This window comes from Streptomyces sp. NPDC014907 (genome assembly GCF_055562975.1).
The window spans coordinates 35,853-62,697 of the sequence record NZ_JBVHEG010000007.1 but is presented as its reverse complement, the minus strand read 5'-3'; the positions used below and the strand labels follow the sequence as shown (position 1 = coordinate 62,697).

General features: G+C 74.6%; 26 protein-coding genes. 12 read left to right on the top strand and 14 right to left on the bottom strand.

Annotation, left to right across the window (positions count from 1 at the left end; all coding sequences use genetic code 11):
* Window positions 1-482 precede the first annotated feature (482 nt).
* From ACZ3IL_RS19730 to ACZ3IL_RS19720, 3 genes are read left to right on the top strand one after another with little or no spacing between them, the layout of a single operon-like run.
* Window positions 483-1,313 (top strand): glycosyltransferase family 2 protein, encoded by an 831-nt coding sequence (locus ACZ3IL_RS19730; RefSeq protein ID WP_467391713.1) that lies wholly within the window; start codon window positions 483-485, stop codon window positions 1,311-1,313.
* Entirely contained in the window at window positions 1,310-2,440 is a 1,131-nt protein-coding gene (locus tag ACZ3IL_RS19725) for a glycosyltransferase family 2 protein (protein ID WP_467391712.1), read from the top strand. The genes ACZ3IL_RS19730 and ACZ3IL_RS19725 overlap by 4 nt, the downstream gene beginning before the upstream one ends.
* Window positions 2,441-2,496: 56 nt before the next feature.
* A complete protein-coding gene (locus ACZ3IL_RS19720) occupies window positions 2,497-3,261 on the top strand; it encodes a polysaccharide deacetylase family protein (RefSeq protein WP_467392036.1) in 765 nt (254 codons plus the stop codon).
* A gap of 112 nt (window positions 3,262-3,373) precedes the next feature.
* Here the strand turns inward: ACZ3IL_RS19720 and ACZ3IL_RS19715 are convergent, their stop codons facing one another.
* Entirely contained in the window at window positions 3,374-3,763 is a 390-nt protein-coding gene (locus ACZ3IL_RS19715; protein ID WP_467391711.1) for a GntR family transcriptional regulator, read from the bottom strand.
* 72 nt (window positions 3,764-3,835) lie between these two features.
* Between ACZ3IL_RS19715 and ACZ3IL_RS19710 the strand changes: the two genes are divergently transcribed.
* Together ACZ3IL_RS19710 and ACZ3IL_RS19705 are read left to right on the top strand one after the other, a co-directional pair.
* A complete protein-coding gene (locus ACZ3IL_RS19710) occupies window positions 3,836-4,759 on the top strand; it encodes a GNAT family N-acetyltransferase (protein WP_467391710.1) in 924 nt (307 codons plus the stop codon).
* On the top strand, window positions 4,740-5,252 hold the full coding sequence (locus ACZ3IL_RS19705; protein WP_467391709.1) for a ribonuclease FAU-1 family protein: 513 nt from the start codon (window positions 4,740-4,742) through the stop codon (window positions 5,250-5,252). The genes ACZ3IL_RS19710 and ACZ3IL_RS19705 overlap by 20 nt, the downstream gene beginning before the upstream one ends.
* Window positions 5,253-5,288: 36 nt before the next feature.
* On the opposite strand, the gene ACZ3IL_RS19700 is transcribed toward ACZ3IL_RS19705, so the two are convergent.
* The 4 genes from ACZ3IL_RS19700 to ACZ3IL_RS19685 all read right to left on the bottom strand — a co-directional run bounded on the left by ACZ3IL_RS19700 (window position 5,289) and on the right by ACZ3IL_RS19685 (window position 8,897).
* Window positions 5,289-5,786, bottom strand: a complete 498-nt coding sequence (locus ACZ3IL_RS19700) for a DUF6299 family protein (RefSeq protein WP_467391708.1) — start codon at window positions 5,784-5,786, stop codon at window positions 5,289-5,291.
* Window positions 5,787-5,916: 130 nt separating this feature from the next.
* A complete protein-coding gene (locus ACZ3IL_RS19695) occupies window positions 5,917-7,407 on the bottom strand; it encodes a tripartite tricarboxylate transporter permease (protein WP_467391707.1) in 1,491 nt (496 codons plus the stop codon).
* Window positions 7,408-7,410: 3 nt separating this feature from the next.
* A complete protein-coding gene (locus ACZ3IL_RS19690; protein ID WP_467391706.1) occupies window positions 7,411-7,917 on the bottom strand; it encodes a tripartite tricarboxylate transporter TctB family protein in 507 nt (168 codons plus the stop codon).
* Window positions 7,914-8,897, bottom strand: a complete 984-nt coding sequence (locus ACZ3IL_RS19685) for a Bug family tripartite tricarboxylate transporter substrate binding protein (RefSeq protein WP_467391705.1) — start codon at window positions 8,895-8,897, stop codon at window positions 7,914-7,916. The genes ACZ3IL_RS19690 and ACZ3IL_RS19685 overlap by 4 nt, the downstream gene beginning before the upstream one ends.
* Before the next feature lie 132 nt (window positions 8,898-9,029).
* On the opposite strand from ACZ3IL_RS19685, the gene ACZ3IL_RS19680 reads away from it, so the two are divergent.
* Window positions 9,030-9,698: a response regulator gene (locus ACZ3IL_RS19680; RefSeq protein ID WP_467391704.1), complete on the top strand. Its 669-nt coding sequence runs from the start codon at window positions 9,030-9,032 to the stop codon at window positions 9,696-9,698.
* A 177-nt stretch (window positions 9,699-9,875) separates the two neighbouring features.
* The gene (locus tag ACZ3IL_RS19675) at window positions 9,876-10,859 is read left to right on the top strand and encodes a lytic polysaccharide monooxygenase (protein WP_467391703.1); all 984 of its coding nucleotides are present in this window, start codon (window positions 9,876-9,878) and stop codon (window positions 10,857-10,859) included.
* A 190-nt stretch (window positions 10,860-11,049) separates the two neighbouring features.
* On the opposite strand, the gene ACZ3IL_RS19670 is transcribed toward ACZ3IL_RS19675, so the two are convergent.
* On the bottom strand, window positions 11,050-12,360 hold the full coding sequence (locus tag ACZ3IL_RS19670) for a hypothetical protein (protein WP_467391702.1): 1,311 nt from the start codon (window positions 12,358-12,360) through the stop codon (window positions 11,050-11,052).
* A 236-nt stretch (window positions 12,361-12,596) separates the two neighbouring features.
* On the bottom strand, window positions 12,597-13,478 hold the full coding sequence (locus ACZ3IL_RS19665) for an esterase/lipase family protein (RefSeq protein ID WP_467391701.1): 882 nt from the start codon (window positions 13,476-13,478) through the stop codon (window positions 12,597-12,599).
* 303 nt (window positions 13,479-13,781) lie between these two features.
* Here ACZ3IL_RS19665 and ACZ3IL_RS19660 point away from each other — a divergent pair, with 303 nt between their 5' ends.
* Window positions 13,782-14,819: an ABC transporter permease gene (locus ACZ3IL_RS19660; protein ID WP_467391700.1), complete on the top strand. Its 1,038-nt coding sequence runs from the start codon at window positions 13,782-13,784 to the stop codon at window positions 14,817-14,819.
* Window positions 14,820-14,907: 88 nt separating this feature from the next.
* On the opposite strand, the gene ACZ3IL_RS19655 is transcribed toward ACZ3IL_RS19660, so the two are convergent.
* The gene (locus ACZ3IL_RS19655) at window positions 14,908-15,801 is read right to left on the bottom strand and encodes a S1 family peptidase (RefSeq protein ID WP_467391699.1); all 894 of its coding nucleotides are present in this window, start codon (window positions 15,799-15,801) and stop codon (window positions 14,908-14,910) included.
* Window positions 15,802-16,368: 567 nt separating this feature from the next.
* Entirely contained in the window at window positions 16,369-17,643 is a 1,275-nt protein-coding gene (locus ACZ3IL_RS19650) for a DUF5685 family protein (protein WP_467391698.1), read from the bottom strand.
* A 395-nt stretch (window positions 17,644-18,038) separates the two neighbouring features.
* Here ACZ3IL_RS19650 and ACZ3IL_RS19645 point away from each other — a divergent pair, with 395 nt between their 5' ends.
* Window positions 18,039-18,470: a cell division protein SepF gene (locus ACZ3IL_RS19645; protein ID WP_388693882.1), complete on the top strand. Its 432-nt coding sequence runs from the start codon at window positions 18,039-18,041 to the stop codon at window positions 18,468-18,470.
* 42 nt (window positions 18,471-18,512) lie between these two features.
* Here ACZ3IL_RS19645 and ACZ3IL_RS19640 read toward each other — a convergent pair whose 3' ends face one another.
* Complete coding sequence (locus tag ACZ3IL_RS19640) at window positions 18,513-20,195, bottom strand: MFS transporter (protein WP_467391697.1); 1,683 nt, start codon at window positions 20,193-20,195, stop codon at window positions 18,513-18,515.
* Between the two features lie 407 nt (window positions 20,196-20,602).
* On the opposite strand from ACZ3IL_RS19640, the gene ACZ3IL_RS19635 reads away from it, so the two are divergent.
* Entirely contained in the window at window positions 20,603-21,487 is an 885-nt protein-coding gene (locus tag ACZ3IL_RS19635) for a phosphatase PAP2 family protein (protein ID WP_467391696.1), read from the top strand.
* A gap of 81 nt (window positions 21,488-21,568) precedes the next feature.
* On the opposite strand, the gene ACZ3IL_RS19630 is transcribed toward ACZ3IL_RS19635, so the two are convergent.
* The 4 genes from ACZ3IL_RS19630 to ACZ3IL_RS19615 form a co-directional block, all read right to left on the bottom strand.
* The gene (locus ACZ3IL_RS19630) at window positions 21,569-21,784 is read right to left on the bottom strand and encodes an I78 family peptidase inhibitor (protein WP_467391695.1); all 216 of its coding nucleotides are present in this window, start codon (window positions 21,782-21,784) and stop codon (window positions 21,569-21,571) included.
* Window positions 21,785-22,095: 311 nt separating this feature from the next.
* Window positions 22,096-23,082 carry a helix-turn-helix transcriptional regulator gene (locus ACZ3IL_RS19625; protein ID WP_467391694.1) on the bottom strand — a complete coding sequence of 329 codons (987 nt, stop codon included), beginning with the start codon at window positions 23,080-23,082 and terminating at the stop codon, window positions 22,096-22,098.
* A gap of 66 nt (window positions 23,083-23,148) precedes the next feature.
* The gene (locus tag ACZ3IL_RS19620) at window positions 23,149-24,423 is read right to left on the bottom strand and encodes a glycosyltransferase (protein ID WP_467391693.1); all 1,275 of its coding nucleotides are present in this window, start codon (window positions 24,421-24,423) and stop codon (window positions 23,149-23,151) included.
* A 133-nt stretch (window positions 24,424-24,556) separates the two neighbouring features.
* Window positions 24,557-25,201 (bottom strand): LysM peptidoglycan-binding domain-containing protein, encoded by a 645-nt coding sequence (locus tag ACZ3IL_RS19615; RefSeq protein ID WP_467391692.1) that lies wholly within the window; start codon window positions 25,199-25,201, stop codon window positions 24,557-24,559.
* 215 nt (window positions 25,202-25,416) lie between these two features.
* Between ACZ3IL_RS19615 and ACZ3IL_RS19610 the strand changes: the two genes are divergently transcribed.
* Both ACZ3IL_RS19610 and ACZ3IL_RS19605 read left to right on the top strand, forming a co-directional pair.
* Entirely contained in the window at window positions 25,417-26,199 is a 783-nt protein-coding gene (locus ACZ3IL_RS19610; protein ID WP_467391691.1) for a hypothetical protein, read from the top strand.
* Between the two features lie 161 nt (window positions 26,200-26,360).
* Window positions 26,361-26,684, top strand: coding sequence for a hypothetical protein (locus ACZ3IL_RS19605; RefSeq protein WP_467391690.1), 324 nt, complete (start codon window positions 26,361-26,363; stop codon window positions 26,682-26,684).
* Window positions 26,685-26,845 lie beyond the last annotated feature (161 nt).

Sequence of the window (26,845 nt, the reverse complement as noted above, 5' to 3'; positions counted from 1 at the left end):
CCGCTCGACGGCCGGACGGAAACACGCCCCGCCCGCCCGTCACCCCACAGAAGAGCGGTCCCGTCCCACCCTTCTCACCACGTCATCGAATTGACCGAATCCGACCGAAAACTCGACCGTTCCGATCGCTGGTTCTTCGTCAAAGAACAGAAAAGCGGCCCGGGAAGGGGGGTCTTGCCATACAGTCCCCTGCATCAATACCGTCGTACATCTCACCCGCTCCGCTCCGTCGCGCACACAGCTCTGGGGAGGGCTTCCGCGCCGCGAAGGTTCCGGCGCGGGGCGCGGTAAGGGGGGGTGCCGTGCTCGGTGACAGCACGTGCGCCGAGTCACGGGTACCGCGCGGCCGGACATGCCAACTCGCCGTTCCCGCAAGGAGATCGTTTCCACGCGGGCGGGCGGGAACCCCCCTTTCGCACCGGACACACCACCGGGCCGCCCAAGGGGTGGGCGGCCCACCGGACGAGAGGGAAACCAGACCCATGAGCTCGTTCCTGCGCCCGGCCGCCACGGGTCAAGAAATGACCGAGCCGAGTCGAATAGCCGCTCAGTACCGGGCCATCACCTCCCACCTGGCGATCACACCGCCGGTGAGTGTGGTCATTCCCGCGATGAACGAAGCGGAAAACCTTCCGTACGTCTTCAAGACGCTGCCGGAATGGATACACGAAGTCGTCCTGGTCGACGGAAACTCCACCGACGACACGGTCGCCGTCGCCCGCGAGCACTGGCCCGACGTCAAAGTCGTGAAACAGGTCGGCAGGGGGAAGGGCGACGCGCTGATCAGCGGATTCGCCGCCTGCACCGGCGACATCATCGTCATGGTCGACGCGGACGGCTCGGCCGACGGCCAGGAGATCGTCTCCTACGTCTCCGCCCTCGTCGGCGGCGCCGACTTCGCCAAGGGCTCCCGCTTCGCCAACGGCGGCGGCACGGACGACATGACGACCATCCGCAGAATCGGGAACTGGGCCCTCTGCACGCTCGTCAACCGCAAGTTCGGGGCCCGGTACACCGACCTCTGCTACGGCTACAACGCCTTCTGGCGCCACTGCCTCGACAAGATCACCCTCGACTGCACCGGGTTCGAGATCGAGACCCTGATCAACATCCGGGTCGTCAAGGCCGGACTCAGGGTGCAGGAGGTGCCGAGCCACGAGTACCTGCGCATCCACGGCGTCAGCAACCTCAACGCCGTGCGCGACGGCATCCGGGTCCTCAAGGTCATCCTCAGGGAGAAGGCCGTGCGCCGGTCGGCCCGCCGCCGACCCGCCGCGTTCTCCGTCAACGTCCCGCGGGGAGAGACCCCTTGAGCGACCGCACGCCCCCGCACCGCTTCTCGGTGGTGATCTGCGCCTACACGGAGGACCGGTGGGAGGACATCCTCGCCGCCGTCGACTCCGTGCGGAAGCAGTCGCTTCCTCCCCTGGAGACCCTGCTCGTCGTCGACCACAACGAGCGCCTCCGGGCACGGCTCGCCGGGGAGTACGCGGACACCCGGCCCGGCGAGGAGGTGCGGGTCCTCGCCAACACGGGCCCCCGCGGCCTCTCCGCCGGCCGCAACACCGGGATCGCCGCCTCGCGCGGCGAGTTCGTGGCCTTCCTGGACGACGACGCCGTCGCCGAGCGGGACTGGCTCCACCACTTCGCCGCCGCCTACGACGACCCGCGCGTCATGGCCGTCGGCGGCCGGACCCTGCCCGTCTGGGCGTCCGGCCGGCGCCCCGGCTGGTTCCCCGAGGAGTTCGACTGGGTCGTCGGCTGCACCTACCGGGGCCTGCCCCCGGGCCGCGTCCCCGTGCGGAACGTGCTCGGCGGCAACGCCTCCTTCCGCCGCACCGCCTTCGACGCGGCGGGCGGTTTCGCCACCGGCATCGGCCGGGACGGCGACCGGCGACCCCTGGGCGGCGAGGAGACCGAGCTGTGCATCCGGCTCTCCGAGGCGCTGCCCGGAGCGGTCCTGCTCATGGACGACCGGGCGGTCATCCACCACAAGGTGCCCGCCGCCCGCGAGCGCTTCGCCTACTTCCGGTCCCGGGTGTACGCCGAGGGGCTCTCCAAGGCGCTCGTCTCGCGGAGCGTCGGCGCCCGGAAGGGCCTGGAGTCCGAACGGCGCTACACCACCCGGGTGCTGCCCGCCGGAGTCCTGCGCGGTGCGGGCGACGCGCTGCGCGGCCGCCCCGGCGGCGCGGGCCGCGCCGGGGCCATCGTCACCGGGGTGGCGCTCGCGGCCGGCGGCTACGCCCTCGGCCGGCTCCGCGCCCGCCGCTCCGGCACCACGTTCTCCTGGGGACCGGTCGGAAGGACCGGTGAAGGAACCGGGGACGGAACCGGTGACGGGGTCGGTGAACGGACCGGGGACGGAACCGGTCGCGGGGTCGGCGAGCGGACCGGGGACGGAACCGCCGTGAACGGGGCCGCCGAGGGAGCGGCCGCGTGACGGGGACGACGCCGGGCGCGCCCGCGGCGCCCCGGGGCACGCCCGTGCCGATCCTCATGTACCACGCCGTCGCCCGGGACCCGGCCCCCGGCGCCCTCGGCCTCTCCGTCACGCCCGGGGCGTTCGCCGCGCAGATGGCGGTGGTCGCCGAACGGGGGTTCACGCCGCTGACCACCGCCGGGCTCGCCGCCGCCTGGCGGGACGGGACGCCGCTGCCCGCCCGGCCGCTGCTGATCACCTTCGACGACGGCTACGAGGGCGTGCACCGGCACGCGCTGCCCGTGCTCGCCGCGCACTCCTTCGTGAGCACCGTCTTCGTCTCCACGGGCTGGCTGCGCGGCGGGCACCACGAGGGCGGCGCGCCCGACACCATGCTCGACTGGGCGCAGGTGCGCGAACTGGCCGGCGCCGGAACGGAGATCGGCGGCCACAGCCACAGTCATCCGCAGCTCGACCAGCTCGGCGCGGAACGGCTCCGGTTCGAGACCCTGCGCTGCCGGGAGATCGTCGGCGAGGAGCTGGGGACCGCCCCCGTCTCCTTCGCCTATCCGTACGGGTACTCCAGCCGGCGGGTCCGCAGGGCGGTCCGGGAGGCCGGCTTCGCCCAGGCGCTCGCCGTCGGCAACGCGCTGGCCCGCCGCCGTCAGGGGCCGTACGCCCTGGAGCGGGTGACCGTCCGCCGCTCCACCGGCACCGAGGAGTTCGTCCGGCTGATCGAGGGCCGGTCGATCGCGCGGAACTTCGCGGCGGACCGGGTCATGACGAAGGGGTACGCGCTCGTCCGGCGCGCCCGGGGCGCGGCGCGGGGCCACTGGATCTGACGCGCCCCGGGGGCGCGACGCCGGCGGAACCGCGCCGCGCCCCCGCCCCGGTCACGGGGCGGGGCGGGGCGGAGCCCGTGCCCCCGGCGCTTCCGGGAGGCCCGGGTCCCGGTCAGCCGGACAGGTCCTGGCTGTCGTACGCCGCCCGCAGGGCCTCGTTCATCGCCGCCTCGGCGGCCTCGCGGCTGAGGCCGAGGCGGCGGGCCTCCTCCGCGTACCGGGCGGCGGCGCCGGCGACCCGGCGGCTCGCCGCGTCCCCGGCGGCGGCGACGAAGGTCCCGTGACGCCCGCGCGTCTCGATCACCCCGTCCGCCTCCAGCGCCTTGTACGCCTTGGCGACCGTGTTCGCTGCGAGTCCCAGCTGCTCCGCGAGCCCCCGTACGGTCGGCAGTTTGTAACCGACCGGCAGTCCGCCCGACCGGGCCCGCTCCGAGATCTGGGCACGCAGTTGTTCGTAGGGAGCGGTGGTGGATTCGTGGTCCACGACGATGGTGAGTGTCACCCGCCGATTCTGCCCCCACCCCGCCGGAAAAGGGGAGGCGGTGGCGCGCCCTCCCCCGTAACGTGCGTCCGCATGACCGTGATCGTCCGTGACGTACAGGACCGGGACGCCGAGGGCTGGGCCCGGGTCCGCCGTGCCGCGCTCCCCTTCATGCTCGCGACCGCCGACGCGTTCCTCTTCGAACGGGCGCACGCCCACCCCGACAGCCACGCGCGTCCGCTGGTCGCCGTGACCGAGGACGGCCGGGTCACCGGTACCGCCCAGCTGCGGATCGCCCACGACTCCCCGGAGCCGGGCATCGGTTCCGTCAACGTGTACGTGGACCCCGCGCACCAGGGGCGCGGCGCCGGGACGCTGCTGCTGCGCGCCGCCGAGGAGCACCTGGCCGAGCACGGCGCGCGCACCTTCTACAGCTGGGTCCTGGACGCGCCGGAGCACCGCGCCTGGGCCGGGCGGCGGGGGTACTCCCCCAGCCGTTCCGCCCACTTCCTCCGGCTGGACCTGAGGAGGGCCGGGCTGCCGCCGCTCCAGGAGCCGCCCGCCGGTGTCGAGCTGCTCACGGCCGAGGACTTCGCGGCCGACCCCCGGCCGCTGTTCGAGCTGGACGCGGTGACGACCGCCGACGAACCGGGCGACGTGACGGTCGCGATGGACGACTACGCGCACTGGCGGGAGACCACCTGGGAGCATCCCCTCCTCGACCGGTCGCTGACGACGGTGGCGGTGGTGGACGGGGTGCCCGCCTCGTTCAGCGTGGCGCAGACAGACGGTCTGGGCCGGTACGGCACGGGGATGACGGGCACGGCGCCGGCGTTCCGGGGCCGGGGGCTCGCCAAGCTGGTGAAGAACGCGTCCCTGCACCGGGCGCGGGAGGCGGGCTGCGCCGAGGCGTTCACGGGGAACGACACCGGGAACGGTCCGATGCTGGCGATCAACCGGTGGTTCGGCTACGAGATCGCGGCGACGGAGGTGCGGTATGTCCGGAAGGCCGGTTGAGGTCACCCTGACGAAGGCGGGCCGGACGAAGATCCGCTACCCGGCCGAGGTGGTCGCCGAGGGGGCGGGCCGGCTCTCGGTGCGCGCGCCGTGGGCGGCCGAGGGGGTGCGGGACTTCGGTTTCGTGCGGTTCGAGCCGGGCGACGTCTTCGTGGAGCACTACTGGGACGACCGCTGGTTCACCGTCAAGGAGGTGTGGTCCGCCGACGGCCTCCTCAAGGGCTGGTACTGCGACGTCACCCGGCCCCCGGTGATCGACGGCTCCGGGGTGGTGGTCGAGGACCTGGACCTGGACCTGTGGGTGTCGGCGGACGGCAGCGAGGTGCTGCGGCTGGACGAGGACGAGTTCGCGGCGAGCGGTCTCGCCGTCTCCGATCCGGAGGCGGCGGCCCGGGCCGCGGCCGCCCTGGACGAACTGGAGGCGCTCGGCCGGGACGGGCTGGCGGGGCTGGCCGGCCCCCCGGGGACGGCCCGGGACGCGTCCGGAGGGTAGTGCCGCCGGGGGCTCTCCGGACGCGCCCGGAGCGCGTCAGCGCAGTTCGACGTCCGTCTTCTCCACGACGAGGAAGCGGGGCAGCGGCAGGCCCGTCCCGCTGAGCTGGAGCAGGGTGGCGTCCACCCGGGCGGCGCCGGGACGGTAGGCGGGGTCCTTCACGACGGAGCGGTTGGTCCAGGTGTGGAGGTGCCCGTCGCAGACGGCCCGGGTGCCGCCGATCCCGGTGGAGCGGTCGCCCTGGACGAGGGTGGAGCTGACGAAGACGGGGCCCGCGCTGTCGTCCAGGCACCGGTAGGTGCCGGAGAGGGTGACGGTGCTGTCGGCCGCGACGGTGCCGTACGCGTCGACGAAGAGGGCGTTGGTGAAGTGGCCGTCCGCGACGAGGCTCAGGTCCTCGGTGAGGCGGCCGGCGTCGGCGGTGGGGCGGCCGGCGCCGTCGGTGGCCTGGCCGTCGTCCCCTCCCGCGTGGGCGAGAGGGGCGACGGCGGCGGTGAGCAGGGTGGCTGCGGCAAGAACGAGCCTGACGCGCATGAGGGGGGTTCCCTTCGGGTGTGGGGGATGGTGCTGCCCGCCAGGGATACCCGAATCCGGCCAACAGATGGCCGGGATTAATCCCTTCGGCGGCGGGTCGGACCGGCCGCCGTACCCTCCCCCACCCCCTTCACGCCCCGGCGCGCCGTGCTGTCGCCCTCCTCAGGAGCGGCCAGGCGAGCAGGACCGCGACGACCGCGTACACGGTGATCGAGAAGGGCGTGTTCACCAGGCCGACCGGTGAACCGTCGCTGATCTGGAGGGCGCGGCGGAGCTGCTGTTCGGCGGCCGGGCCGAGGATGACGCCGATGACGGCGGGCAGCACCGGCAGGCCGTAGCGGCGCATCCCGAGCCCGATCAGGCCGATGACGAGCAGGACGACCAGGTCGAGCGCCTCGCCCCCCACCGCGTACGCGCCGACGGCGGCGAAGAAGAGGATGCCGGCGTAGAGGTAGGGGCGCGGGATGCGCAGCAGCCTGGCCCAGACCGGGGCGAGGGGCAGGTTGAGCGCGAGCAGCAGCACCATGCCGACGAAGAGCGAGGCGATGAGCCCCCACACCAGCTCGGGCTCCCGCTCGAAGAGCAGCGGGCCGGGCTGGATGCCGTACTGCTGGAACGCGGCCAGCATCACGGCGGCGACGGCGGTCGTGGGCAGCCCCAGGGTGAGCATGGAGACGAGCGTGCCGGCCGCGGAGGCCGAGGCCGCCGCCTCGGGCCCGGCGACGCCCTCGACGGCGCCCTTGCCGAACTGCTCCTTGTGCTTCGAGAGCCGCTTCTCCGTGACGTACGCGAGGAAGGTCGGGATCTCGGCGCCGCCGGCCGGGATCGCCCCGAAGGGGAAGCCGATGAGCGGACCGCGCAGCCAGGGCTTCCAGGTGCGCCGCAGGTCCTCCCGGCCCAGCCAGGGACGGCCGACCGGAATGGCCTCCCCCGCCGTGCGGCGCAGGTGCGCGGCGACCCACAGGGCCTCGCCGATCGCGAAGAGGCCGACCGCGACGATGACGACGTCCACGCCGTCGGCGAGCTGGAGCGAACCGAAGGTGAGGCGCTGCTGCCCGGTCATCGGGTCCAGGCCGACCAGGCCGATCGTGAGGCCGATGAGCAGGGAGGCGAGGCCCCGGACCCGGGAGGAGCCGAGGACGGAGGTCACCGCGATGAAGGCGAGGACCATGAGGGCCAGGTAGTCGGGGGCACCGATGCCGACGGCGAGCGCGGCGACGGCCGGGGCGAGGAGGACGAGCAGGATCGTGCCGATCATGCCGCCGGCGAAGTGGCCGACGGCCGCCGCGGCGAGCGCCTGCGCGCCCCGCCCGGCCTTGGCCATGGGGTTGCCCTCGATGGCCGCGACGACGGCCGCGCTCTCGCCGGGGGTGTTGAGCAGGATCGAGGTGGTGGAGCCGCCGAACATGGCGCCGTAGTAGATGCCGGCGAACATGATGAAGGCGCCGGTCGGGTCGAGTCCGTAGGTCACCGGCAGCAGCAGGGCGACGGCCATGGCGGGGCCGATGCCGGGCAGGACCCCGATGGCGGTGCCGAGGAGCACGCCGAGGGCGGCCCAGAGCAGGTTGACCGGGGTGAGGGCCGTTCCGAAGCCGTCGATCAGGGAGTTCAGGGAATCCACGGGTCAGATCACTCCCATCAGGGGGCCGCCGGGCAGCGGGACGCCGAGCAGCCTGTCGAAGACGGCGTAGGTGAGGAGCGACAGGGCCGCCGCGATCAGCGGGTCGCGGCGGAGGTGACGGCTGCCGAGGGCGTAGGCCGCGCCCCAGAAGAGGAGGGCCCCCGCGACGGGGAAGCCGGCGGGGCCGATGAGGACGGCGAAGGCGAGGAAGGCGCCCGCGAGGAGCAGGACGGTGCGCCAGTCGGCGGGTTCGGCCAGGTCGACGTCCTCGCCCGCCTCCGCCTCGCCCCGGCCGCCGCGCAGGACGTCGACGGTGAGGAGGACGGAGACGGCGAGGAGGCCGCAGCCGACGACGAGGGGGACGGTGGCGGGGCCGACCGGGCCGCGGCCGCCGGCGGTGCCGTCGAGGGTGAGGGCGTCGGTGAGGACGAGGACGCCGAGGAGGAACAGGAACGCCCCGACGCCGAGTTCGGAACGTCCGCGCAGCCAGGTGGGAACGGTCGGTCTCACAGCCCCAGCTCCTCGAGGACGGAGGTGACGCGCCGGTCCTGCTCGGTGAGGAAGGCGCCGAAGCGCTCACCGGGGAGGAAGGCGTCGGTCCACCCGTGGGTCTTCAGCGACTCGCGCCACTGCGGGGAGGCGTGCAGTTCGGTCACGAGGGTGACGAGCCGGTCGCGTTCGGCGTCGGAGAGGCCGGGCGGGGCGACGATGCCGCGCCAGTTGGTGAAGTCGGTGTCGAGGCCGGCCTCGCGGAGGGTGGGGGCGTCGAGACCGGGGACCCGCTTCGGGCCGGTGACCGCGAGCAGGCGCAGTTCGCCGGCCCTGATCTGGTCCAGGTACTCGCCGACGCCGGAGACGCCGAAGGCGACCTTGTTCCCGAGGATGGAGGCGAGGAGTTCGCCGCCGCCGTCGAAGGGGACGTAGTTGACGTCCGAGGGGGCGATCCCCGCCGCCTGGGCCATCAGCATCGGGGCGAGGTGGTCGGGGCCGCCGGGCGAGGAGCCGCCGCCGACGGGCAGCTTGCCGGGGGCCTTCCGCCAGGCCGCGAGCAGGTCCTGGACGGTCCTGTACGGGGAGTTCTTGCCGACCACGACGATGTCCTGCTCCTCGGTGAGCCGGGCGATCGGGGTGGTGTCGGCGAGGGTCCTGGCGGTCTTGTTGGTGTGGACGGCGCCGACGACGCCGAGTCCCATGGACATGGCGAGACGGCCGTTGCCGCGTTCGCCGACGAGCCGGGTGAGGCCGACGGTGCCGCCCGCGCCGGGCAGGTTGAAGACCTCGACGTCGCCGGTGAGGCCGGCCTCCTCGGCGTTCTTGGCGGCGGTGCGGGCGGTGACGTCGTAACCGCCGCCGGGGGTGTTGGGGACCATGAGGCGCAGTCCGGGAATCCGGGTGCCGGTGTCGGCGCCGCTGCCCGGGCTGAGCAGGGGCGGACCCACCAGCACGAGCAGCGCCGCCCCGAGGAGGGCGAAGGGGGTGCGCAACCGCACGTGTGCCGCCTCTCAGAAGGTAGGGGATGGGGGTGAGGTGGCCCACATGTTGCCCGCGCGTTAAGAAGCTGTCTCTCTTCCGCAACCAACGGACGTTGTGGTCGTTGTGGTCGGGACCTAGCGTGGGTCGGCGTGACGAAAGTGCTGGTCGTGGACGACGACTTCATGGTCGCCAAGCTGCACTGCCGCTATGTGTCGGCGGTGGCGGGCTTCACGGTGGCCGGGGTCGCGCACAGCGGCGCCGAGGCGCTGCGCGCCGCCGAACGGCTCCGGCCCGACCTGGTGCTGCTCGACGTGTTCCTGCCGGACATGGACGGCGTCCGGGTGCTGCGGGAGCTGCGGGCGGCCGGGCACGGCACGGACGCGCTCTTCATCACGGCGGCGCGGGACGCCGGGACGATCCGTTCGGCGCTGCGGGCCGGGGCGCTGCACTATCTGATCAAGCCGTTCAGCCAGGCCGCGCTGCACGAACAGCTCCGTCACGTGGCCTCGTTGCGCAGCCGTCTGGACGAGCTGGACGAGGCGCGGCAGGAGGACGTCGACCAGATCTTCGGCACCCGCCCGCGCGGCTCCCGCGAGCTCCCCAAGGGCCTCGCCGCCCACACCGCCGATCTGGTCGACTCGGTGCTGCGCGCCCACCCGGAGGGGCTCTCGGCGACGGAGTGCGCCGAGGCGGGTGCCCTGTCCCGGGTGAGCGCCCGCCGTTATCTGGAGTACTTCGCGGAGACGGGCCGCGCGGAGGTCACCCTCCGCTACGGCGGTACGGGCCGCCCGGAACGGCGCTACCGGCGGCTGGGCTGACGGCGGGGGCGCGCGGGAGCGTTTTTCTCAGGCGTCGCTTAGTGGCTCCTTAAAGCGGTCCTAAGAAACGGCCCTCTCCTCTCTCCGGGGGCTTTTCGGCGGTTCCGGGCGGCTAGCTTGCTGATCGACCCGCTCGCCGGTCGTCCCCAAGCCCCCTCGTGAAGGAGCTGTCCTCCCATGACCTCTCGCCGTTCGGCCGCGGCCGTCACCGCCGGCACCGTGCTGGCCCTGTCCGGGCTCACCGCCGGGCCCGCGTTCGCGCACGGGTCGATGACGGACCCGGTGAGCCGGGTCTCGACCTGCTACGCCGAGGGGCCCGAGAACCCCCGGTCGGCGGCCTGCAAGGCGGCGGTGGCGGCGAGCGGGAAGCAGGCGTTCTACGACTGGAACGCGGTGAACATCGCGAACGCCGCCGGACAGCACCGGAAGCTCATCCCGGACGGCAAGCTGTGCAGCGCGGGCAACGACACGTACCGGGGGCTCGACCTGGTGCGGGCCGACTGGCCGGCGAGCAGGATGAGCTCCGGGTCCCACACCTTCCACTACAAGGGGACGGCGCCGCACGCGGGCTCGTTCGAGCTGTACGTGACGAAGGACGGCTACGACCCGTCGAAGCCGCTGAAGTGGTCGGACCTGGAGGCGAAGCCGTTCGTCTCCGTGACCGACCCGCAGATGCAGAACGGCGACTACGTCTTCAAGGGGACGGTCCCGAAGAAGTCCGGCCGCCACCTGATCTACTCGATCTGGCAGCGGTCCGACTCCCCCGAGGCGTTCTACACCTGCTCGGACGTCGTGTTCGGGAAGGACAACGGCTCCCCGGCGCCGAGCGCCACCACGCCCACCGAACGGCAGATCGAGGACGGCGCGAGCCGGTCCTCGGCCGACCACGGCGGGCACGGCGGACACGGTGCCGGGGCGAAGGGTGCCGAGGGGACCGGCACCCGGAAGACGGGCGCCGAGGGGACGGCGGCCCCCGCGCCGGCCTCCTCGGCGCCCTCGCACGGGTCCGCGCCCGACACGCGCGCGCAGGCCGGTACCGGCGTGGAGCTGGCCGAGACCGGCGGCGACTCCACCACCCCGTACCTCGCGGCCGCCGGCGGCGGCGTGCTCGCGATCGGCGCGGCCGTCCTCTTCGGGACCGCCCGGCGCCGCCGGGCGTAGGGAGTGCCGGGCCCGGTTCCCGCCGGGCCCGCGCCGTGCGGGGGGGGGGGGGGGGGGGGGGGGGGGGGGGGGGGGGCGGCGCGGGCGGCGCGGCGGGGGGGGCCCCGCGCCGCCCCCCCCCCCCCCCCCCCCCCCCCCCCCCCCCCCCCCCCCCCCCGGACGGGGAAGCGGTCCTCGTGCTTCCGGCGCGTCAGACGCCGTCCGCCGCTCCGGCCGTCCTGGTACGGCGCATCAGCGCCGAGCCGGCCAGGAAGACGATGGCCACGGCGCTCAGCAGCGCCACCGCCTTGGCCCAGGCGAAGGAGGTGCCGAGGCTGCCGCTCAGCAGGTCGACCGCGCGGGCGCTCGCGACGCCGTGGAACGCGATGACGACGACGGCGAGGCCGGCGGCCGCGGCCCAGACGGCCAGGGTGTCCCGGACCGCGAGCCACACCGCGCACACCAGGCAGAGCACGGTGACGACCACGGACAGCGTCTGCACGTCGCCGCCCGCGCGCAGGGCGGCGAGGTCCGTCGGCAGGTGGAGGAGGCCGCAGGCGAACAGCGCGATCGCGGCGGGCCAGCGCAGGGCCGACCGCAGGGCGGGAGAGACGCTGTGGCTGCCGGGTCCCGTGGCCAGCGCGCCGTCCAGGCGCGACTTCTCCGGCCCGGCGCCCCGGGCCCGCTTCGCGGCGGTGGCGGCCGGAGCGGGGCTCCCGCCGGAGCGCGCGCGGTCGTCCTGGCCGGGTGCGGCGGTCCCGGTGACGGGCTGCCAGTCGCTGCTGTCGGCGCCGAGGATGCCGACGAGCTGGACCACGTCCTCGATCGGCCGGCCCACCGCCGCGGCGCGCAGCGTGGTCTCGGCCTGACGGAGGTCGTACCCCGACGCGTTGAGGAGCGCGAGCAGTTCCCGCACCTCGCCCAGGGGGCGGGTGACGGCGGCGGCGCGGAGCGCCACGTCCGCGGGGCTGGACAGCTCGCCGGTCTCCTGGAGCCGGGCCACCAGCGCGGCGACCTCCTCGACCGGGCGCTCGGTCGCGGCCGTCCGCAGCAGCGTGTGGACCGCCTCGTCCCCGTTCTCGTCCTGGGGAGTCCCGTCCTGGGCGGCGACCCCGTCCTGGACGGTGACCCCGGCAGCGGCGTCCTCCGGGGCGGGGTCCCCGGGGGCGGACGGAGCCTCTTCGACCGCTTCCGGAACCTCACGAGCCGTCGCTCCCTCCGGAACCGCCACCGCCCCGGGGGCCCCGGCGTCCGGGGCTTCCGGGACGGGCGGCGCCTCCGGTCCGGCCGCCCGCCCGTCCCGCTCCGCCCCGGCCGGGACGGCGCCGGGATGCGCGGGTGCGGCCGGGAGGACCGTCACCGCCGGGAAGGCGGGGGGCAGGGCCGGACGCTCGGGGAAGGAGGGCGCGCCGGGCGCCGCGGCCGGGGAGACGGCCGGCCGGCGGGCCGGTCCGGGTGCGGCTTCCGCGGTCGGTCCTATGTCGTCGTCCGCCGGGTGGATGTGGGGGGCGTCGGTGGTCATGTCGCGGGCTCCATTCGTGAACATCCCGAAGGTGTCCACCGTGGCTGTCTCGTGAAGTGCGAGAAACGCACACTTGACCACGATTAGCGCGCATCCCGTGGCACTGCGCCATCGGGGGGGCGGTCCCGTTGCTCCGACGGAGCGACAGCGCCCGGCCCGGTCTCCCGGGGGCCGCGCGGCACGGCCGGGCCCCGGAGAGGGCCCGGCCGCGTCCGGAACCGTTGCCGTTCCCGCGGTCAGCCGGCCGCGGAGAGGCAGGTGGTCGGGGTCGCGTGGGCCGGGTCGAGGGCGTTGGCCACCTCGTGGAAGGCGATCCGGTCCACCGTGCCGACGGCCACGTGCTCGGACAGGTCGAGCGCGCACTTGTCCTGGAGGAGGACGTTGGTGACGTTCGGGCCGCTCAGGAACTGCGAGCGGTAGGGGGTGACGACCTCGTCGTACCGGGTGGCGATGACGTGGTAGCGGACCCCCGGCACGGTGTCGCCGCCCTCGTTGAGCGCGGTGATGAAGGGCGAGCCGGCGATCTGGTCGGCGAGGCCGGGGGTCGTGGAGCTGATCAGGTCCTCGGCCCCGGGGAAGTACGGCAGGAGCCTGGTGAGGCCGAGCAGGGTGGTGCCGTGGTTGTCGGGCGCGATGCCGACGAGCGCGTTCACCTTCCCGGCCCCGCCGAGGAACTTGAGGTACCAGCGCGGCATCATGCCGCCCTGCGAGTGTCCGACGAGGTCGGCCTCGGGCGCCCCGGTGGCGGCGAGGACCCGGTCGACGTAGGTGGCGAGCTGTCCGGCGGAGGTGGCGATGGGGCCGAGTCCGTGGAAGAGGGGGACGTTCGGCAGCTGGCCGTAGTCGAGCGAGAAGACGCAGTACCCCCGGTCGACGAGGTACGGCGCGAGGCCGAGCCAGTTGTCGACGGAGTTCCCGAAGGTGCCGTGGACGAGGACGACGGGGCGCGGGTGCGCGGCGGAGGGCTTGCAGGAGAAGTCGTTCCAGCCCCGGCCGGACGCGGTGGCGGTCTCCGCCGGGTCCGGGGCGGCGGAGGCGGCGGCGGTGGGGGCGAGCGTGGCGGCGGCGGTCAGCAGCAGGACGGACAGCGCTCTGACGGCGTGCTTCCAGGGCAGCATCGGGCGATCTCCTTGCGGCTCAAGCGGAGAGGTGGGGTGTTGCGCCCTGCGGCCCGGACCACGAGTGGGGATGCGCTCCAGCCAAGCTACGCACGGGTAGCCTCCGCTGGGAAGTTACGGGTCGGCAAAAAGTGATGCGCCGTCACGACCGCCCGGTGTAGGGGCGTCGGGCGCGGTACGGCCGCCGGGCCGCGCCCCCCGGGTGTCCGACCCCCGGGCGCCCGTGCCCCGGCCCGCGCCTCCGGTCAGCCATTCGGCCGCTTCCCGCCTGCGGGAAGATCCCCCGCCCCGGAGCGTGGGGGCATGAGTTTCGCCGATGAACTGAAAAGCGCCGTCACCCCCCGGGCCGCCCTGCTCGTCGTGGGCGTCTTCGCCCTCCAGCTCCTGTTCATCGCCTCGTACGTCGGGGCCCTGCACCACCCCAGGCCGAAGGACGTGCCCTTCGGCGTGGTCGCTCCCTCGCAGGTCTCCGCCTCCCTGGTGGGGAGGCTGGAGAAGCTTCCCGGCGACCCGCTCGACCCGAGGGCGGTCGCCGACGCGGCCGGGGCCCGGAGGCAGATCATGAACCGGGACCTCGACGGCGCCCTGGTCGTCGACCCCCGGGGCCGCACCGACACCCTGCTCGTCGCCTCCGGCAACGGGACCGCGCTCTCCTCCGCCCTCCAGTCGATGATCACCAAGGTGGAGGGGAGCCAGCAGCGGACGGTGCGGACCGTCGACGTGGCCCCGGCCTCCCCGCAGGACTTCAACGGGCTCTCGTCCTTCTACCTCGTCATCGGCTGGTGCGTCGGCGGTTACATCTGCGCCGCCATCCTGGCGATCAGCGCGGGCTCCCGGCCCGAGAGCCGGGCGCGCGCGGTCATCCGCCTCGGCGCGCTGGCGGTCTACTCGGTGCTCGGCGGTCTCGGCGGCGCGATCATCGTCGGCCCGGTCCTGGGCGCCCTGCCCGGCGGCATCGCCGCGCTGTGGGGCCTGGGCGCCCTGGTGGTCTTCGCGGTGGGCGCCGCCACCCTCGCCCTCCAGTCGGTCTTCGGGATCGTCGGCATCGGCCTGGCGATCCTGCTGGTCGTGGTCGCGGGCAATCCCAGCGCCGGCGGCGCCTTCCCGCTCCCGATGCTGCCCCCGTTCTGGAAGGCGATCGGTCCGGCCCTGCCGCCGGGCGCGGGCACCTGGGCGGCGCGTTCCCTCGCGTACTTCAGGGGCAACCACATGACCGCCTCGATGCTGGTCCTCTCCGCCTGGGCGGTCGCCGGCACGGTGGTCACCCTGGTGGTGTCCTCCCTGAAACGCGCTCCGGAGGGCGGGGCGGTCTCCCGGGAGACCGGGCCGGTCCGCTCCTGACGGGAGACCGGGCCGGTCCGCTCCCGACGGGCCGGAGCCCCTCCACGAACGGGTGCGCGGAGGGGCTCCGGTGCGACGCGGGCGGCCGTCAGTACACGTTCACCCCGTACGCGCTCAGCGCCTCCGTCACGGGCTGGAAGAACGTCGTCCCGCCCGAGGAGCAGTTGCCGCTGCCGCCCGAGGTGAGGCCGATGGCCCGGCTGCCCGAGTAGAGGGGGCCGCCGGAGTCGCCGGGTTCGGCGCAGACGTTGGTGCGGATCAGGCCGGAGACGATGTCGCCGCCGCCGTAGTTCACGGTGGCGTTGAGGGCCGTCACGCTGCCGCTGTGGGTGCCGGTGGTGGAGCCGCGCCGGGTGACCGACATGCCGACCGTGGCGTTGGCGGCGCTCGTGATGTCCACGCTGCCGACCGTTCCGGACTTGGTGACGGAGCCGTTGGTGTAGCGGACCAGTCCGTAGTCGTTGCCGGGGAAGCTGGACCCGGCGGTGGTGCCGAGGACGGTCGTCTTGGAGGAGTTGGAGTACCAGGTCCCGGCACCGTCCGTGCAGTGGCCGGCCGTCAGGAAGTAGTAGTTGCCCGCGCCGTCCCGGACGTTGAAGCCCAGCGAGCAGCGCCAGCCGGCGTCGGCGTAGATCGGGTCGCCGCCGGATATCAGCTTGCTGAAGCGGCCGGGGGTCCGTTCGACGCGGAGGGCGCCCGCGTTGACTCCGGCCCGCTGCTTGATCCTGGCGATCTCGGCTTCGGAGACGGTGGAGTCGGCGGCGACGACGAGCTTGCCGGTGGCGGTGTCGACGTGCCAGGCCGTGCCGGCCACGTCGGCGGCGCGGACCGCGTCGCTCGTCGCCGCGAGGGCGGCGGCGCCGAAGGTTCCCGGGTTCTGCGTGGAGTCGGCGTTCGCGGTGGGGACGGCGAGCGCCGCGGCGGCGGCGAGACCGGCGGTGACGGCGAGCAGCCGGATCGTTCTCGTGGGGGTGGTGCGCATGGTCCTCACTTCTCGTTCCTCCCGAGGGGAATCGGGGGCCCGCCGTGGGGTGCCGGGCCCGTGAGGCGCGGCCCGGAGGCCGGCGCTGTGGGGGAGTCTCGGTCCCGGCGAGTTCACGCCGCAAGGGCGCCTTTCGGCCGTATGACCTTCAACACACCTGCCGGGCAGGGGGGTTGACGGAGCCGGTCGGTCGTGCGAGCGGACCCCGGTCCCGCACCGCCTTCCCGCCGCGCCGCCCACCCCGTCCTCCGCCGCCGCTCCCGGCGCGCGCCGCTCCCGCCGGGCGGCCCCCGACCACCGCTCCCGGCCGCCGGCGCCCCGGTCGGAGCGCCCCGCGCTCCCCCGCGTCCCCCCGCGCGGACGGAAGGCTCCGGGCGCGGGACCGGCGCCGGGCGTACGGAACGGCTCCGGCCCCGGGCAGTGCGGCGCGCCTCCGTGCCGGGGCGGGGAGCCCGCGCGGCCCACCCGGCGGGAACGGCCGGAATTCGCCCCTCCGCGTGCTCGGGCACCCGGCGGACGGGGGCGGGGCGCACGGGGAGGGGAGGCGGCGGGGGCTCCGCCGGGACGTCAGCAGTCGCAGCCGCAGTCGCAGCCGCCGCAGCAGCCGTCCCCCTCGCAGCAGGAGGAACAGTTGCTGCAGCAGTCGCAGCAGTCACAGCAGTTGCCGGGGTCGCACTGGCCGCAGAGGCCGTCGCGCCGCTGCCGGGTCCAGGGGTCCTCGTACGTTCCGCAGCACATCTGGCAGGTGCAGGCGAGCCCGGCCCAGAGGGCGCATCCGGCGATCAGTCCGCGCCGGTCCGGCGGTCCGGGCGGGAGCGGCCCGCCGGGTCCGCCCGGACCGCCGGGTCCCGGGGCGTAGGGACCTCCCGGCCCGCCGGGGCCGCCCGGTCCGGGGGCGTACGGGTTGCCGGGGACCGGCCCGTGGGAGGCGTACGGGTTCCCCGGCAACGGTCCGCGGCCGGCTTCCGGCGCGCCGTGCGAGCAGGCCGTCGTGCCGAAGGCGCGGTCCACCGAGGTGCGCAGTTCGTGGGCGAGCAGGACGTGGACGAGCCTGCCGTCGGCGAACCGGGCGTCCTTCAGGGCGAGGCGTATGCCGTGCAGGGCGTCGTCGGCGAGCCTGCGGGCCTCCGCGCGGGAGGTGCCGGTCGCGGTGAGCGGGTTCCAGGCGCCGCTCGCCGCGTCGGCCTCCTGGTCCTCCACCGCGTCGAGGAGGTGGGCGAGGCGGCCGAAGAGGCGACCGGCCTCGGCGAGCGGTTCGGCGTTCTCGGGGCGGCCCGCGAGGACGGCGGTGTGCGCGAAGGCGGCGGCGGTCGCCGTCTCGGTGGGTTCGGTGACGGCGAGCAGCGGGGTGCCGGGGCCTGCGAGCGCCTCGACGCCGGTCTGGCGGTCGACGGCGTCGACGAGGACGGCGGTGTCGAAGCCGAGGGCGCGGCCGGTCCTGGCCCCGGCGCGGTCCCAGGAACGGGCGACCCGGCGGGCCGCGGCGGCGACGGGCCGGCGCGCCAGCAGGCCGTCCCGGTCGGCGACGTGGTCCCGCACCTTCGCCGAGGCGAGGACGAGCGAGACGGCGGCGGCGAGCCTGGCGCCCTCGCCGCGGGCCACGGGCGCGGTCCGCATGCCGCGCAGCGGGCAGGGCCCGGCGGTGCGCCGTCCGCCCGTCACGGTGCCGGCCTGAGCTTCCGTCAGGACCGAGACGATGAGGCCGTCGTAGTTGGTGACGATCCGGGCGAACTGGCCGTGGTCCGCGCGGAGTGCCAGGCAGAGGCCGCAGAGGTGGGCCATCCATTCGGTCCTGAGGCCCTCGGTGAGCCGGTGCGTGCAGGGTCTGACGATTCCGAACAAGGACTCCCCCGTGAGTCGTGGGTCTGGGCCGCGCGAAGGACCGCGCGGAGACCGGTGCGGCCGGCCGCGCGGAAGCCCGCGCGGAAGCCCGTGCGGACAGGTCGTGCGGGGCCTCCGAACGGCCTCACGGCATCGTAACGAGCCGTTTCGTTCGCCCGTACGCGCCCATCGTCACCCTTCCGGCACGACTTTCATATTTTCATCTGCATGGCCCCTCGCCAGACCCCCCATACCGCACGTTTTCTGACGAAACGCCAGTAAATGCCCCTCACGTTCTGCACCAGTACCGTCACGAATCCCCTGCGCGCCGACTATCCACTTGGCGCACGATCCGCATCATGGACGACGATGGGGACATGCGGAACCACAAGTGACCGCGCTGAAAGGAGGCGTCGATGGGATCGGTGCGCAAGGCAAGTGCCTGGCTGGGACTCGTCGAGGACAACGACGAGCGTTACTACGACGACGAGTACGCCGACGGTGCCGAGAGCCGCGACGCCTGGGTCACGGACCCCCGGGTCCGGGTGGCCACGGACACCGCCGAGGAGCGGGGCCGGCGGATCGCCACCGTCTCCCCCGACGGTTTCCGGGACGCCCGCGGCATCGGCGAGCTGTTCCGGGAGGGAGTCCCGGTGATCGTGAACCTGACCGCGATGGAGCCGAACGACGCCAAGCGCGTCGTCGACTTCGCCGCCGGCCTCGCCTTCGGCCTGCGCGGCTCGATCGAGCGCGTGGCGACCCGGGTCTTCCTGCTCACCCCCGCCGACACCCGGATCGTCAGCGACACGGGCCGGCGCGGTCAGGACGGCTTCTTCAACCAGAGCTGAGCCGGCCGGCCGGTCCGGCCGGACGCCTCCCGGCGGACCGGATCAGCGCGTCGGCCTCCCCGAGCCGGCGTGCTCGGCCGCCTCCCGGGTCGCGGGCACCCGCGGCTCGGACCCCCCGCTCCCGCCGGGGCCCTCCGGGACGGCGGACACGACCCCGCCCCCGATCCCCACCGGGTCCGCCGCGTCCGCCGGCGACTCCATGACCCGGGGCAGCCGCCTGGCCATCACCGCGCCGGCGAGCAGCAGCGCCGCGCTCACGCAGAGCGTCACGTGCAGCCCGTTCACGAAGGAGTGCCGGGCCGCCTGGTGCAGGGCGCCGCCGGCGGCCCCACCGAGCTGGTCCGCGATCTTGTAGGCCTCGCCGAGCGAGTTCGCGGCGTCCCGGCTCGCCTCCTCGGGCACCCCGGGAATGCCGCTGAGCCCGGGGGCGTACGCCGCGTTCATCACGCTGCCGAGCAGGGCGATGCCCATGCCGGCCCCCAGCTGGTACGAGGTCTCGCCGATCGCCGCCGCGCCGCCCGCGCTTCCCGGCGGCGCCTCGCTGAGCATCGACTCGTACGCCGAGAAGAGCGTGGTCTGCAGGCCGAAGCCGAGCAGCACGAAGCCCGTCGTGAGCAGCAGGGGCCGGTCGTGCTCCCCCATGAGGACGAGCAGCAGCACGGCCCCGGCCGTGAGCACGAAGCCCCAGCCGACCATCCGGCGGGGTCCGATCCTGCGCAGCGTGTACGAGCCGGTGGCACCGGCCGCCATGGCGGCGAAGGTCAGCGGGAGCAGCCGGAGCCCGGTCTCCAGGGGGCTCAGGCCGAGCACGAGCTGGAGGTACTGGACGGCGATGAGCTCCAGGCCGACCAGGGCCAGCATGGCGAGGACGATGCAGCCGACCGAGGTGGTGAAGGCGGCGCGGGAGAAGAGCCCCGTGTCGATCAGCGGGTGCGGGCGCCGCTTCTGCCGCCGCACGAAGAGGACGAGGAGCGTGGCGCCGAGCAGCAGCGGCCCGGCGGTCGGGAGGGCGGCCGGCGGGTCTCCGGCGCCGGCGTGCTTGACGCCGAGGACGCAGCCGAGGACGCCGGCCGCGGCCATGAGCGCGCCGACGACGTCCCAGGGCCCGTCGCCGTCGCCCCGGGACTCGGGGAGCAGACGGCGGCCGAGCGGCAGGATGAGCGCCATCAGCGGGATGTTGATGAGGAAGACGGAGCCCCACCAGTAGTTCTCGACGAGGAAGCCGCCGAGGACCGGACCGGTGGCGGCCCCTATCGCGGCGACCGCCGTCCAGACGCCGATGGCGGTGGCGCGCTCCCGCCGGTCGGGGAAGACCGTCCGGAGTATGGAGAGCGTGGCGGGCATGATCATGGCGCCGCCGACGCCGAGCAGCGCGCGGGCCGCGATGAGGACCCAGGGCTCGGTGGCGAGGGCCGCGAGGGCGGAGGCGGCCCCGAAGAGGGCGTAGCCGAGGAGGAGCACCCTGCGCCGCCCCACCCGGTCCCCGAGGGTCCCGAAGAGGATCAGCAGCGAGGCGCAGATCAGGGGGTAGGCGTCGACGATCCAGAGCAGCGCGGTGGAACTGGGGCGCAGGTCCTCGGTGAGCGAGGGGACGGCGACGTGGAGGATGGTCGCGTCCAGGGCGACCAGGAGGAGACTGACGCACAGGACGACGAGGACGACCCAGCGGTTGGCATCACCGCCCGCGGCACGCGGTCGTGCTGGGGCCGTGTCCGTCCGCGACATGTACGCAACCTCCCACAGTGAAGCTCTCGCGCTCGGCGGGCCCCGACCAGGGCTTACGCCCCCGGGGCGGCCCGGCATCGACGGGCGAGTGAGCCGTCAGCGTACGCGAGTTCAGGCGTCGAGCGCGTGGTGCACCTCTCACCCGGGTGGAGCACCCCGTGTGTCGTACGCCACTCGGCCGGACCGGCGCGTCGCGCGGAATTCCACGCGCTTCCGCGTTCCGAACAATTCACGGGCGTTCAAACGGCTTTCCGCAATACGGCTCCCCCAATAGCGACTCAGGTCATCGGATTTCCGGACGGACGGCGGGAATGGATCGCCCGTTGAGACCCACTCCACATCACATCGTCATCACGAAGAGGCCGGATTGACAGGGACGGCTTCTCACTCCCTGTAACGTCGATTGGGTGCGTACCGACATCTTTGCCCGCCTGGACCGGGAGCCGGAACCGCCGAAGATAGAGGTCCCGGGGATGACCCGCACGCGTCTCGCCCTCTTCGGCGGGACGTCGGCGTTCTATCTCGCCATCGTCGTGGCCGTCCTGCTCTCGACCTGGCTGGTGACCCTCGACTGGAAGATCATGCTGTTCCGGCCCTACCAGCAGTGGCCCGAGCTGCACGCCTTCCTCGACTACTACGTCGTCCTCGGTCAGCGCGGCCCCACGGCCGTCATGGTGGCCGCGTGGCTGGGCTGGCGCTCCTGGCGCCAGCACACCCTGCGTCCCCTGCTGTGTCTCGGCGCGGCCCTCCTGCTGCTCAACGTCTCGGTCGGCTCGGTCAAGCTCGGCCTCGGCCGCCTCGGCCCCCACTACGCGACGCAGGTCGGCTCCGCCGAACTCTTCGCGGGCGGTGACATATTCCCCTCCGGCCACACCGCCAACGCGGTCGTGACCTGGGGAATCCTGGCCTATCTGGCGACCACCCCGCGGGCCAGGCGCTATCTGTCGGCGCTCTCCGCCGTGGTCGCCCTCGGGGTGGGCCTCACCACCGTCTACCTGGGTACGCACTGGCTGAGCGACGTCCTGCTCGGCTGGGCCGCCGGGCTCCTCGTCCTGCTCGCGCTGCCGTGGTGCGAACCGGTCCTGGCCGTGGCGGAGTCGTGGGTCCTGGCCGCGCGCGACCGGGTGCGGGAGCGCCTCCGGGACCGGCGGCGCCTGGTGCCCTCGCTGCCCGTGGCGTCCGGAGGCCCCCGCCCGGGGCTCTTCCCGGCGCGCCCGCCCGGTTCCGAGGAGCCGGTCCGGGAGCCCGTGGGGGTGGCCGGCGGACGGCGCGCCCCGGCGGCCCGGGGCTGACTCCCTTCCCGTGACGGACGGAGGGGCCCCGACCGCGCGGTCGGGGCCCCTCCGTCCGTCACGGGCGTCCGGTCCGGCCGGTCAGCCCTGCCAGCAGCGGGTGACGACGCCGCCCTCGACCTCGAAGTTGATGCGCCCGGCGAGGTACTCCATGGTGACGATCGAGCCGGACGGCAGGGAACGGACGACGTTCCAGCCCCGGGCCCTGGCGCGCCTCTCGGCGGCTTCCGCGTCGAGGCCCACGTAGGACCCGGGGGCGTCGTGGGACGGTTCGGGAGTGCGCGATGTGGGTGCCATGGGTCTCACGTTAGTACCTTGCCGGTCACGCTTGTGTCACAAGTCCTCGACATATGTTCGATGCGCCTCGCTTCGCGCTCGAAGCACAGTTTTCGAACGTTTACCCGCCAATTCGGGAAAGATGCGGGGCGTTCTTCCCGGCGGCCGAAAGGGCCATAAGAGGTGACCGATCGGCCTTCCACCGGGAGGCCGCAGCGAATTGCCCCCGGTCACGCGTGCGCGAGGCGCTCACGCTTTCCTTACACCATGCTTACGACTTCCGGACATCCGCCCGTCCCGGTCCGGGGTCGCCGTTCCGCCCCGGCCCGGGATCACCGTTCCGCCGACGTTCCGGGGTCCGTCCGGTCGAGGGCCCGGGACAGACGGTCCCGGAGGACCCGTATCCGTTCCGTGAGTTCCGGCGGGTCGACCACCTCGAAGTCGAGGCCCAGGAACGCCACGTGGAACACCATGACGTCGAGGTCGTGCGCCCCCGTCCGCAGCAGGCAGGCCGTGTCCCCGTCGGCCTCCAGGACGCCGTCCAGCGGACCGACGGCCGCGGCGGCCTCGGCGAGCGGCACGAACAGCCGGACCGTCGCCTCCTGCGCGTAGGCGCTCCGGGACACTCCCCTCGCCACGTAGGCGGCCAGGTCCCCGGCGGGCGGCTCCCGGGGCGGGAAGCGGGGGCCGTGCGGCGGCGTGGGCTCGATCCTGTCGGCCCGGAACGTACGCCAGTCTTCCCGGTCCGGGTCCCAGGCGACCAGGTACCAGCGCCGCTCGGCGCAGACCAGGCGGTGCGGCTCGACGCACCTGCGGGTGGCCGTGCCGCCGTGGTCCCGGTAGACGAAGCGCAGCCGCTCGCCGTCCCGGCAGGCGTGGGCCAGCTCGGTGAGGACGGCGGGGTCGACCCGCTCGCGCGGGGTGCGCAGCAGGGGCACCGTGAAGTCGTTGAGCGCCCCGATCCGCCGTCGCAGCCGGCCCGGCAGGACCTGTTCCAGCTTGGCCAGGGCGCGCACGGAACTCTCGCCGATGCCCGCGACGCCCTGCCCGGCGGCGGCGCGCAGCCCGACCGCGACCGCCACGGCCTCCTCGTCGTCCAGGAGGAGCGGCGGCAGTTCGGCCCCGGCCCCGAGCCGGTAGCCGCCGCCGGTGCCGGGCCCCGCGTGCACCGGGTAGCCGAGTTCCCGCAGCCGGCCGACGTCCCGGCGCACCGTGCGCGGGGTGACGCCGAGCCGGTCGGCCAGATCGGCACCGGACCACTCGCGGCGGGTCTGGAACAACGAGAGCAGGCGCAGCAGCCGTGCCGAGGTCTCCACCATGGGCCCGAGTCTGACAGCGGCCCCGGACGGGCGCGGCCCCGGCCGGCCGCGCGGTCGTCCGCCGGGTCAGCGGAAGCGGCGGACCAGACGGCCCGCCCGCGCCTTCTGGGTGTAGACGGCGTCGATCGCCCGGCCCGCCGTCCGGTGGAACGCCGCGCGGCCCGGGGAATGGGTGCGGCGGCCCGCGCCCCGGTCGAGGAGTTCCGTCCAGAGCGCCTCGTGCCGGGCGGCGATCCGCGCCGGGTCGAAGCGCTCGGAGGCGGCGAGGGCCGCCCGCGCCGTCCTGGCCCGCAGCGCGTCGTCCTCGACCAGCTCCCGCAGCGCCCGCGCGACCGCCGCCACGTCGTCCACCGGCACGAGGCGCCCGTCGACCCCGTCCTCGATGATCTCGCGCGGCCCGTTCGGGCAGTCGGTGGAGACCACCGGCAGGCCGCAGCGCATCGCCTCCACGATCGTCATGCCGAAGGACTCCCGCTGGGAGGTCACCGCGGCGATCGAGCCCTTGACCCACTCCGGTTCCATCGAGGCCACCGACCCCATGAGGAAGGCCCGGTCCTTCAGGCCCCGCTCCTCGATCCGGCGGGCCAGCGGGGCCCTGAGGTCCTGGACGGCGTCCCCGGCGCCGTAGATCCGCAGCCTCCAGTCGGGGTGGTCCCGGGCCACCTCCGCGAAGGCGTCGATCAGCACGTCGTACCGCTTGACCCGGGTCAGCCGGCCCGCCGCGACGACGGTCTTCGCGGCGGGGTCGGCGGGCGGGCCCGGGGGCGCGGGCACGCTGTTGGGCACGGCCTCGATCCGCACGCCGGGCAGGCCGAGCTTCCGGTAGGCGCGGGCGTCGGCCTCGGTGACCGTGGTGACGGCGTCGAGGAGCGCGTACTCGTGGCCGATGTCCCGGCGCAGCCGGTAGCTGTGGCCGTCCAGGATCAGGTGCTCCTGGCCGACCAGGACCGGCCCCCGCCGGGCCTGCCGGACGAGGTGGACGTTGAGGCCGGGCCGGGTGGCGACGAGGACGTCGGTCTCCACGCCGCGCAGGTGCTCCCCGATCCGGGCGTCGGTGAGCGCGCTGTACTGCTTCCAGCGTCCGTCGCCGCGCGGGAAGACCACGGCGGGGCGGCGGAAGTCGGGGTGGTCCCCGTCGTATCCGGGGCTGTCCCGGCGCAGGTCGACGAGGTGGCGCAGGGTCACGCCGCCGGGCAGGCCCAGGAGCGGCCGGTCGCGGTGGCGGAAGACGGAGACGATCTCGACCTCGTGACGTTCCGCCAGTTCCTCGGCGAGCGTGAAGGTGGTGCGGATCGTGCCGCCGTAGTGGTAGCCGTTGTGGAGCAGAAAGGAGATACGCATCGCGCTGCCGGTTCCCCCCGGTCAGTTGGTCGGTCTCCCGACTGTACTTGCCGGTGCGCCGCCGGTGGCCGCGGGTGGCGACCGGGCCGGACGGGGGCCGGCCGCGTGCCTCCGGCCGCCCGTCCGGCGGGTGTCAGAGCGGGGCGATGCGCAGCATGGTGCCGACGGCGATCCGGTTCGGATCGGCCCCGATCACGCTCCGGTTCGCCGCGTACAGCGCCGGCCAGCCGCCCTTGATCCCGAAGCGGCGGGCGATCGAGCCGAGGGTGTCGCCGGCCCGGACGGTGTGGACGCGCCCGCTCAGGCCGTACTTCTTGGAGCACGTGGGCCAGGCTCCCCATCCCTGGACGCGCAGCACCTCCTCGGCGACGGTGATCTGCTGCGCCCGGGTGGCCAGGTCGGCGCGCCGGGCGTACGCGAGTCCGCCGTACCCGGCCCAGGTCGGCTGCCAGAACTGGAGGCCGCCGTAGAAGCCGTTGCCGGTGTTGGCGTTCCAGCGCCCGCCGCTCTCGCACTCGGCGACGCACCCCCACGGCCACTGGTCCCGGGCGCAGGCGTAGGAGGGCACGGAGGCGGGGCGCGGGGAGGCGGGGGCGATGCGCGGGGAGGCGGGGGCGGTGCCCCGGGGGGCGGAGGCGGGCGCCCCGGACGCGGAGGCCGCCATTCCGGACGCGGCGGAGGGGGTTCCGGCCCGGGCGGGTGCCGGAGCCAGGGCGAGGAGCGCGGCCGCGGAGGCCGCCGCGAGGGAACCGGCCGTCCAAAATCGGATCTTCGACATCGGGGCAGGCTAGGCGGCCCCCCGGCGCCCCGGCCCCCTGCCGCGCGGGACCCCGCGGGCGTCCCACCCGGTCGGAGTCACCGTCCCGCCGCGCGGCCCCGCGGCAACTTGCCCCGCATCCGCGCGTGACCCCGGCCGAGCCTGGCCCGTTGAACCCGGCGTGAGGCGCCCGGGAACGGCCCGGCGTCCGCCCGTACCGAGTCCAGGGAGCCCCCGTGCCGCGCATGCTCGACGTCAGCGAGGACGTACGCGCCGAGATCGGCGACGAAGAAGCCGACCGGCTGCTCGACGGCGACAACGCCCCGGGCAGCTACGACTGCACCTCCTGCCGCACGCCGGGGGACTCCGAGCAGGAGCGCACCAGCACGGTGCTGTTCGTCGGGGAGGAGACGGCGGTCCTCGCGTTCGCCCACGCCGGCTGCATCCCGTCGCAGGTCGTCCGGGTCGCCGAGGAGCAGCTCCAGGGCGCCGTCGCCTCCATCACGGCCTCGGACGCCGCCGACGCGCTCGCCGTCTCCCACCCCGAGCAGGCCGTCCTCGGGGTCACCAGCGGCCTCGTCCTGATCGGCGGCGACCTGCACCCGGCGCTCGTGGTGGAGCCGACCGCCCCGGTGGCCCGTCCGGGGTCGGACGGTCTCGTCGACGAGTTCCTCCCGCTCCTGGCCGAGCAGGGCTTCCGGCAGGTCGCGGACATCGAGGCGAAGCCGGAGGTGCTTCCGGGCTGGTCGGTCCTGGTCGCCATGGGCCAGCTGCACTCCGTCCTCCAGCCCGGGCCGGGCGGCGCCGGCCAGGTCGCCTGGTGGCAGGCGCACCAGCCGCTCCAGGTCACCGAGGGCTGGCGCGCGGCGGCCAACAAGACGCACACGGTCCTGGTCTTCGCCGCTCCGGTGGGCTCGATCGGCCGCCAGCCGCGCGAGGACCTGCTGCGCGACGCCCTGGAGAAGGCCGCCGCGAACGGTCGCCTGATGGCCGCCGCGATGCCGCTGGCCGGTACCTGATGGCGCACGGGAGGCCGGGCTCGGGGTGGGTGCGGGTCCCCGGACCGCCCGCGGGCCGGGGCGCGCCGGGACCGGGCGTCCCCACCGTGCCGCGTCCCCGGCCGGCTCCCCTTTCGGAGAACCGCCCGCATCCGACGGGCGGCGGGGTCGTTGGCACCTACGTGCACCCATACGACCCTTCCCCCCAGCCGTGTCCGAGCCCGATCCCCGCGATGCGCCCCGCGCGGGACGCGGCGGCGGGCCCCTCTCCCACGCCGATCTACGACGCCCTGTGCGCGGAGTACCGCAGGATGTTCCGCACCCTGCCGGGCGACCGCAGCGGCGAGGAGGTGCTGGACTTCCGGGCGTTCGGCACGCTGCTGAGCACGGGCGCGGGCGGCCCGAGGCACCGGGGCGCGGCGGCGCACCCGACGGCGTGGTCGGCGCGGACGCCGTCCCCCCAGCCCCGGGCGGCCCTGCCGCCGGGACCCCGCAGGGAACACTGAGGCGTGTCGCGGGATGCGCCCCGCGAACGGCCGGGGGGCGGGGCCCCCCCCCGGGGCCCGCCCCCCCCCCGGGGGGGGGGCCGGCAAAATTTTTGGCGCGCCTGTGCGCCCCCCCCCCCCCCCAGTTGGTTTGGGGGGCCACCAAAACCCAAAACAACCCG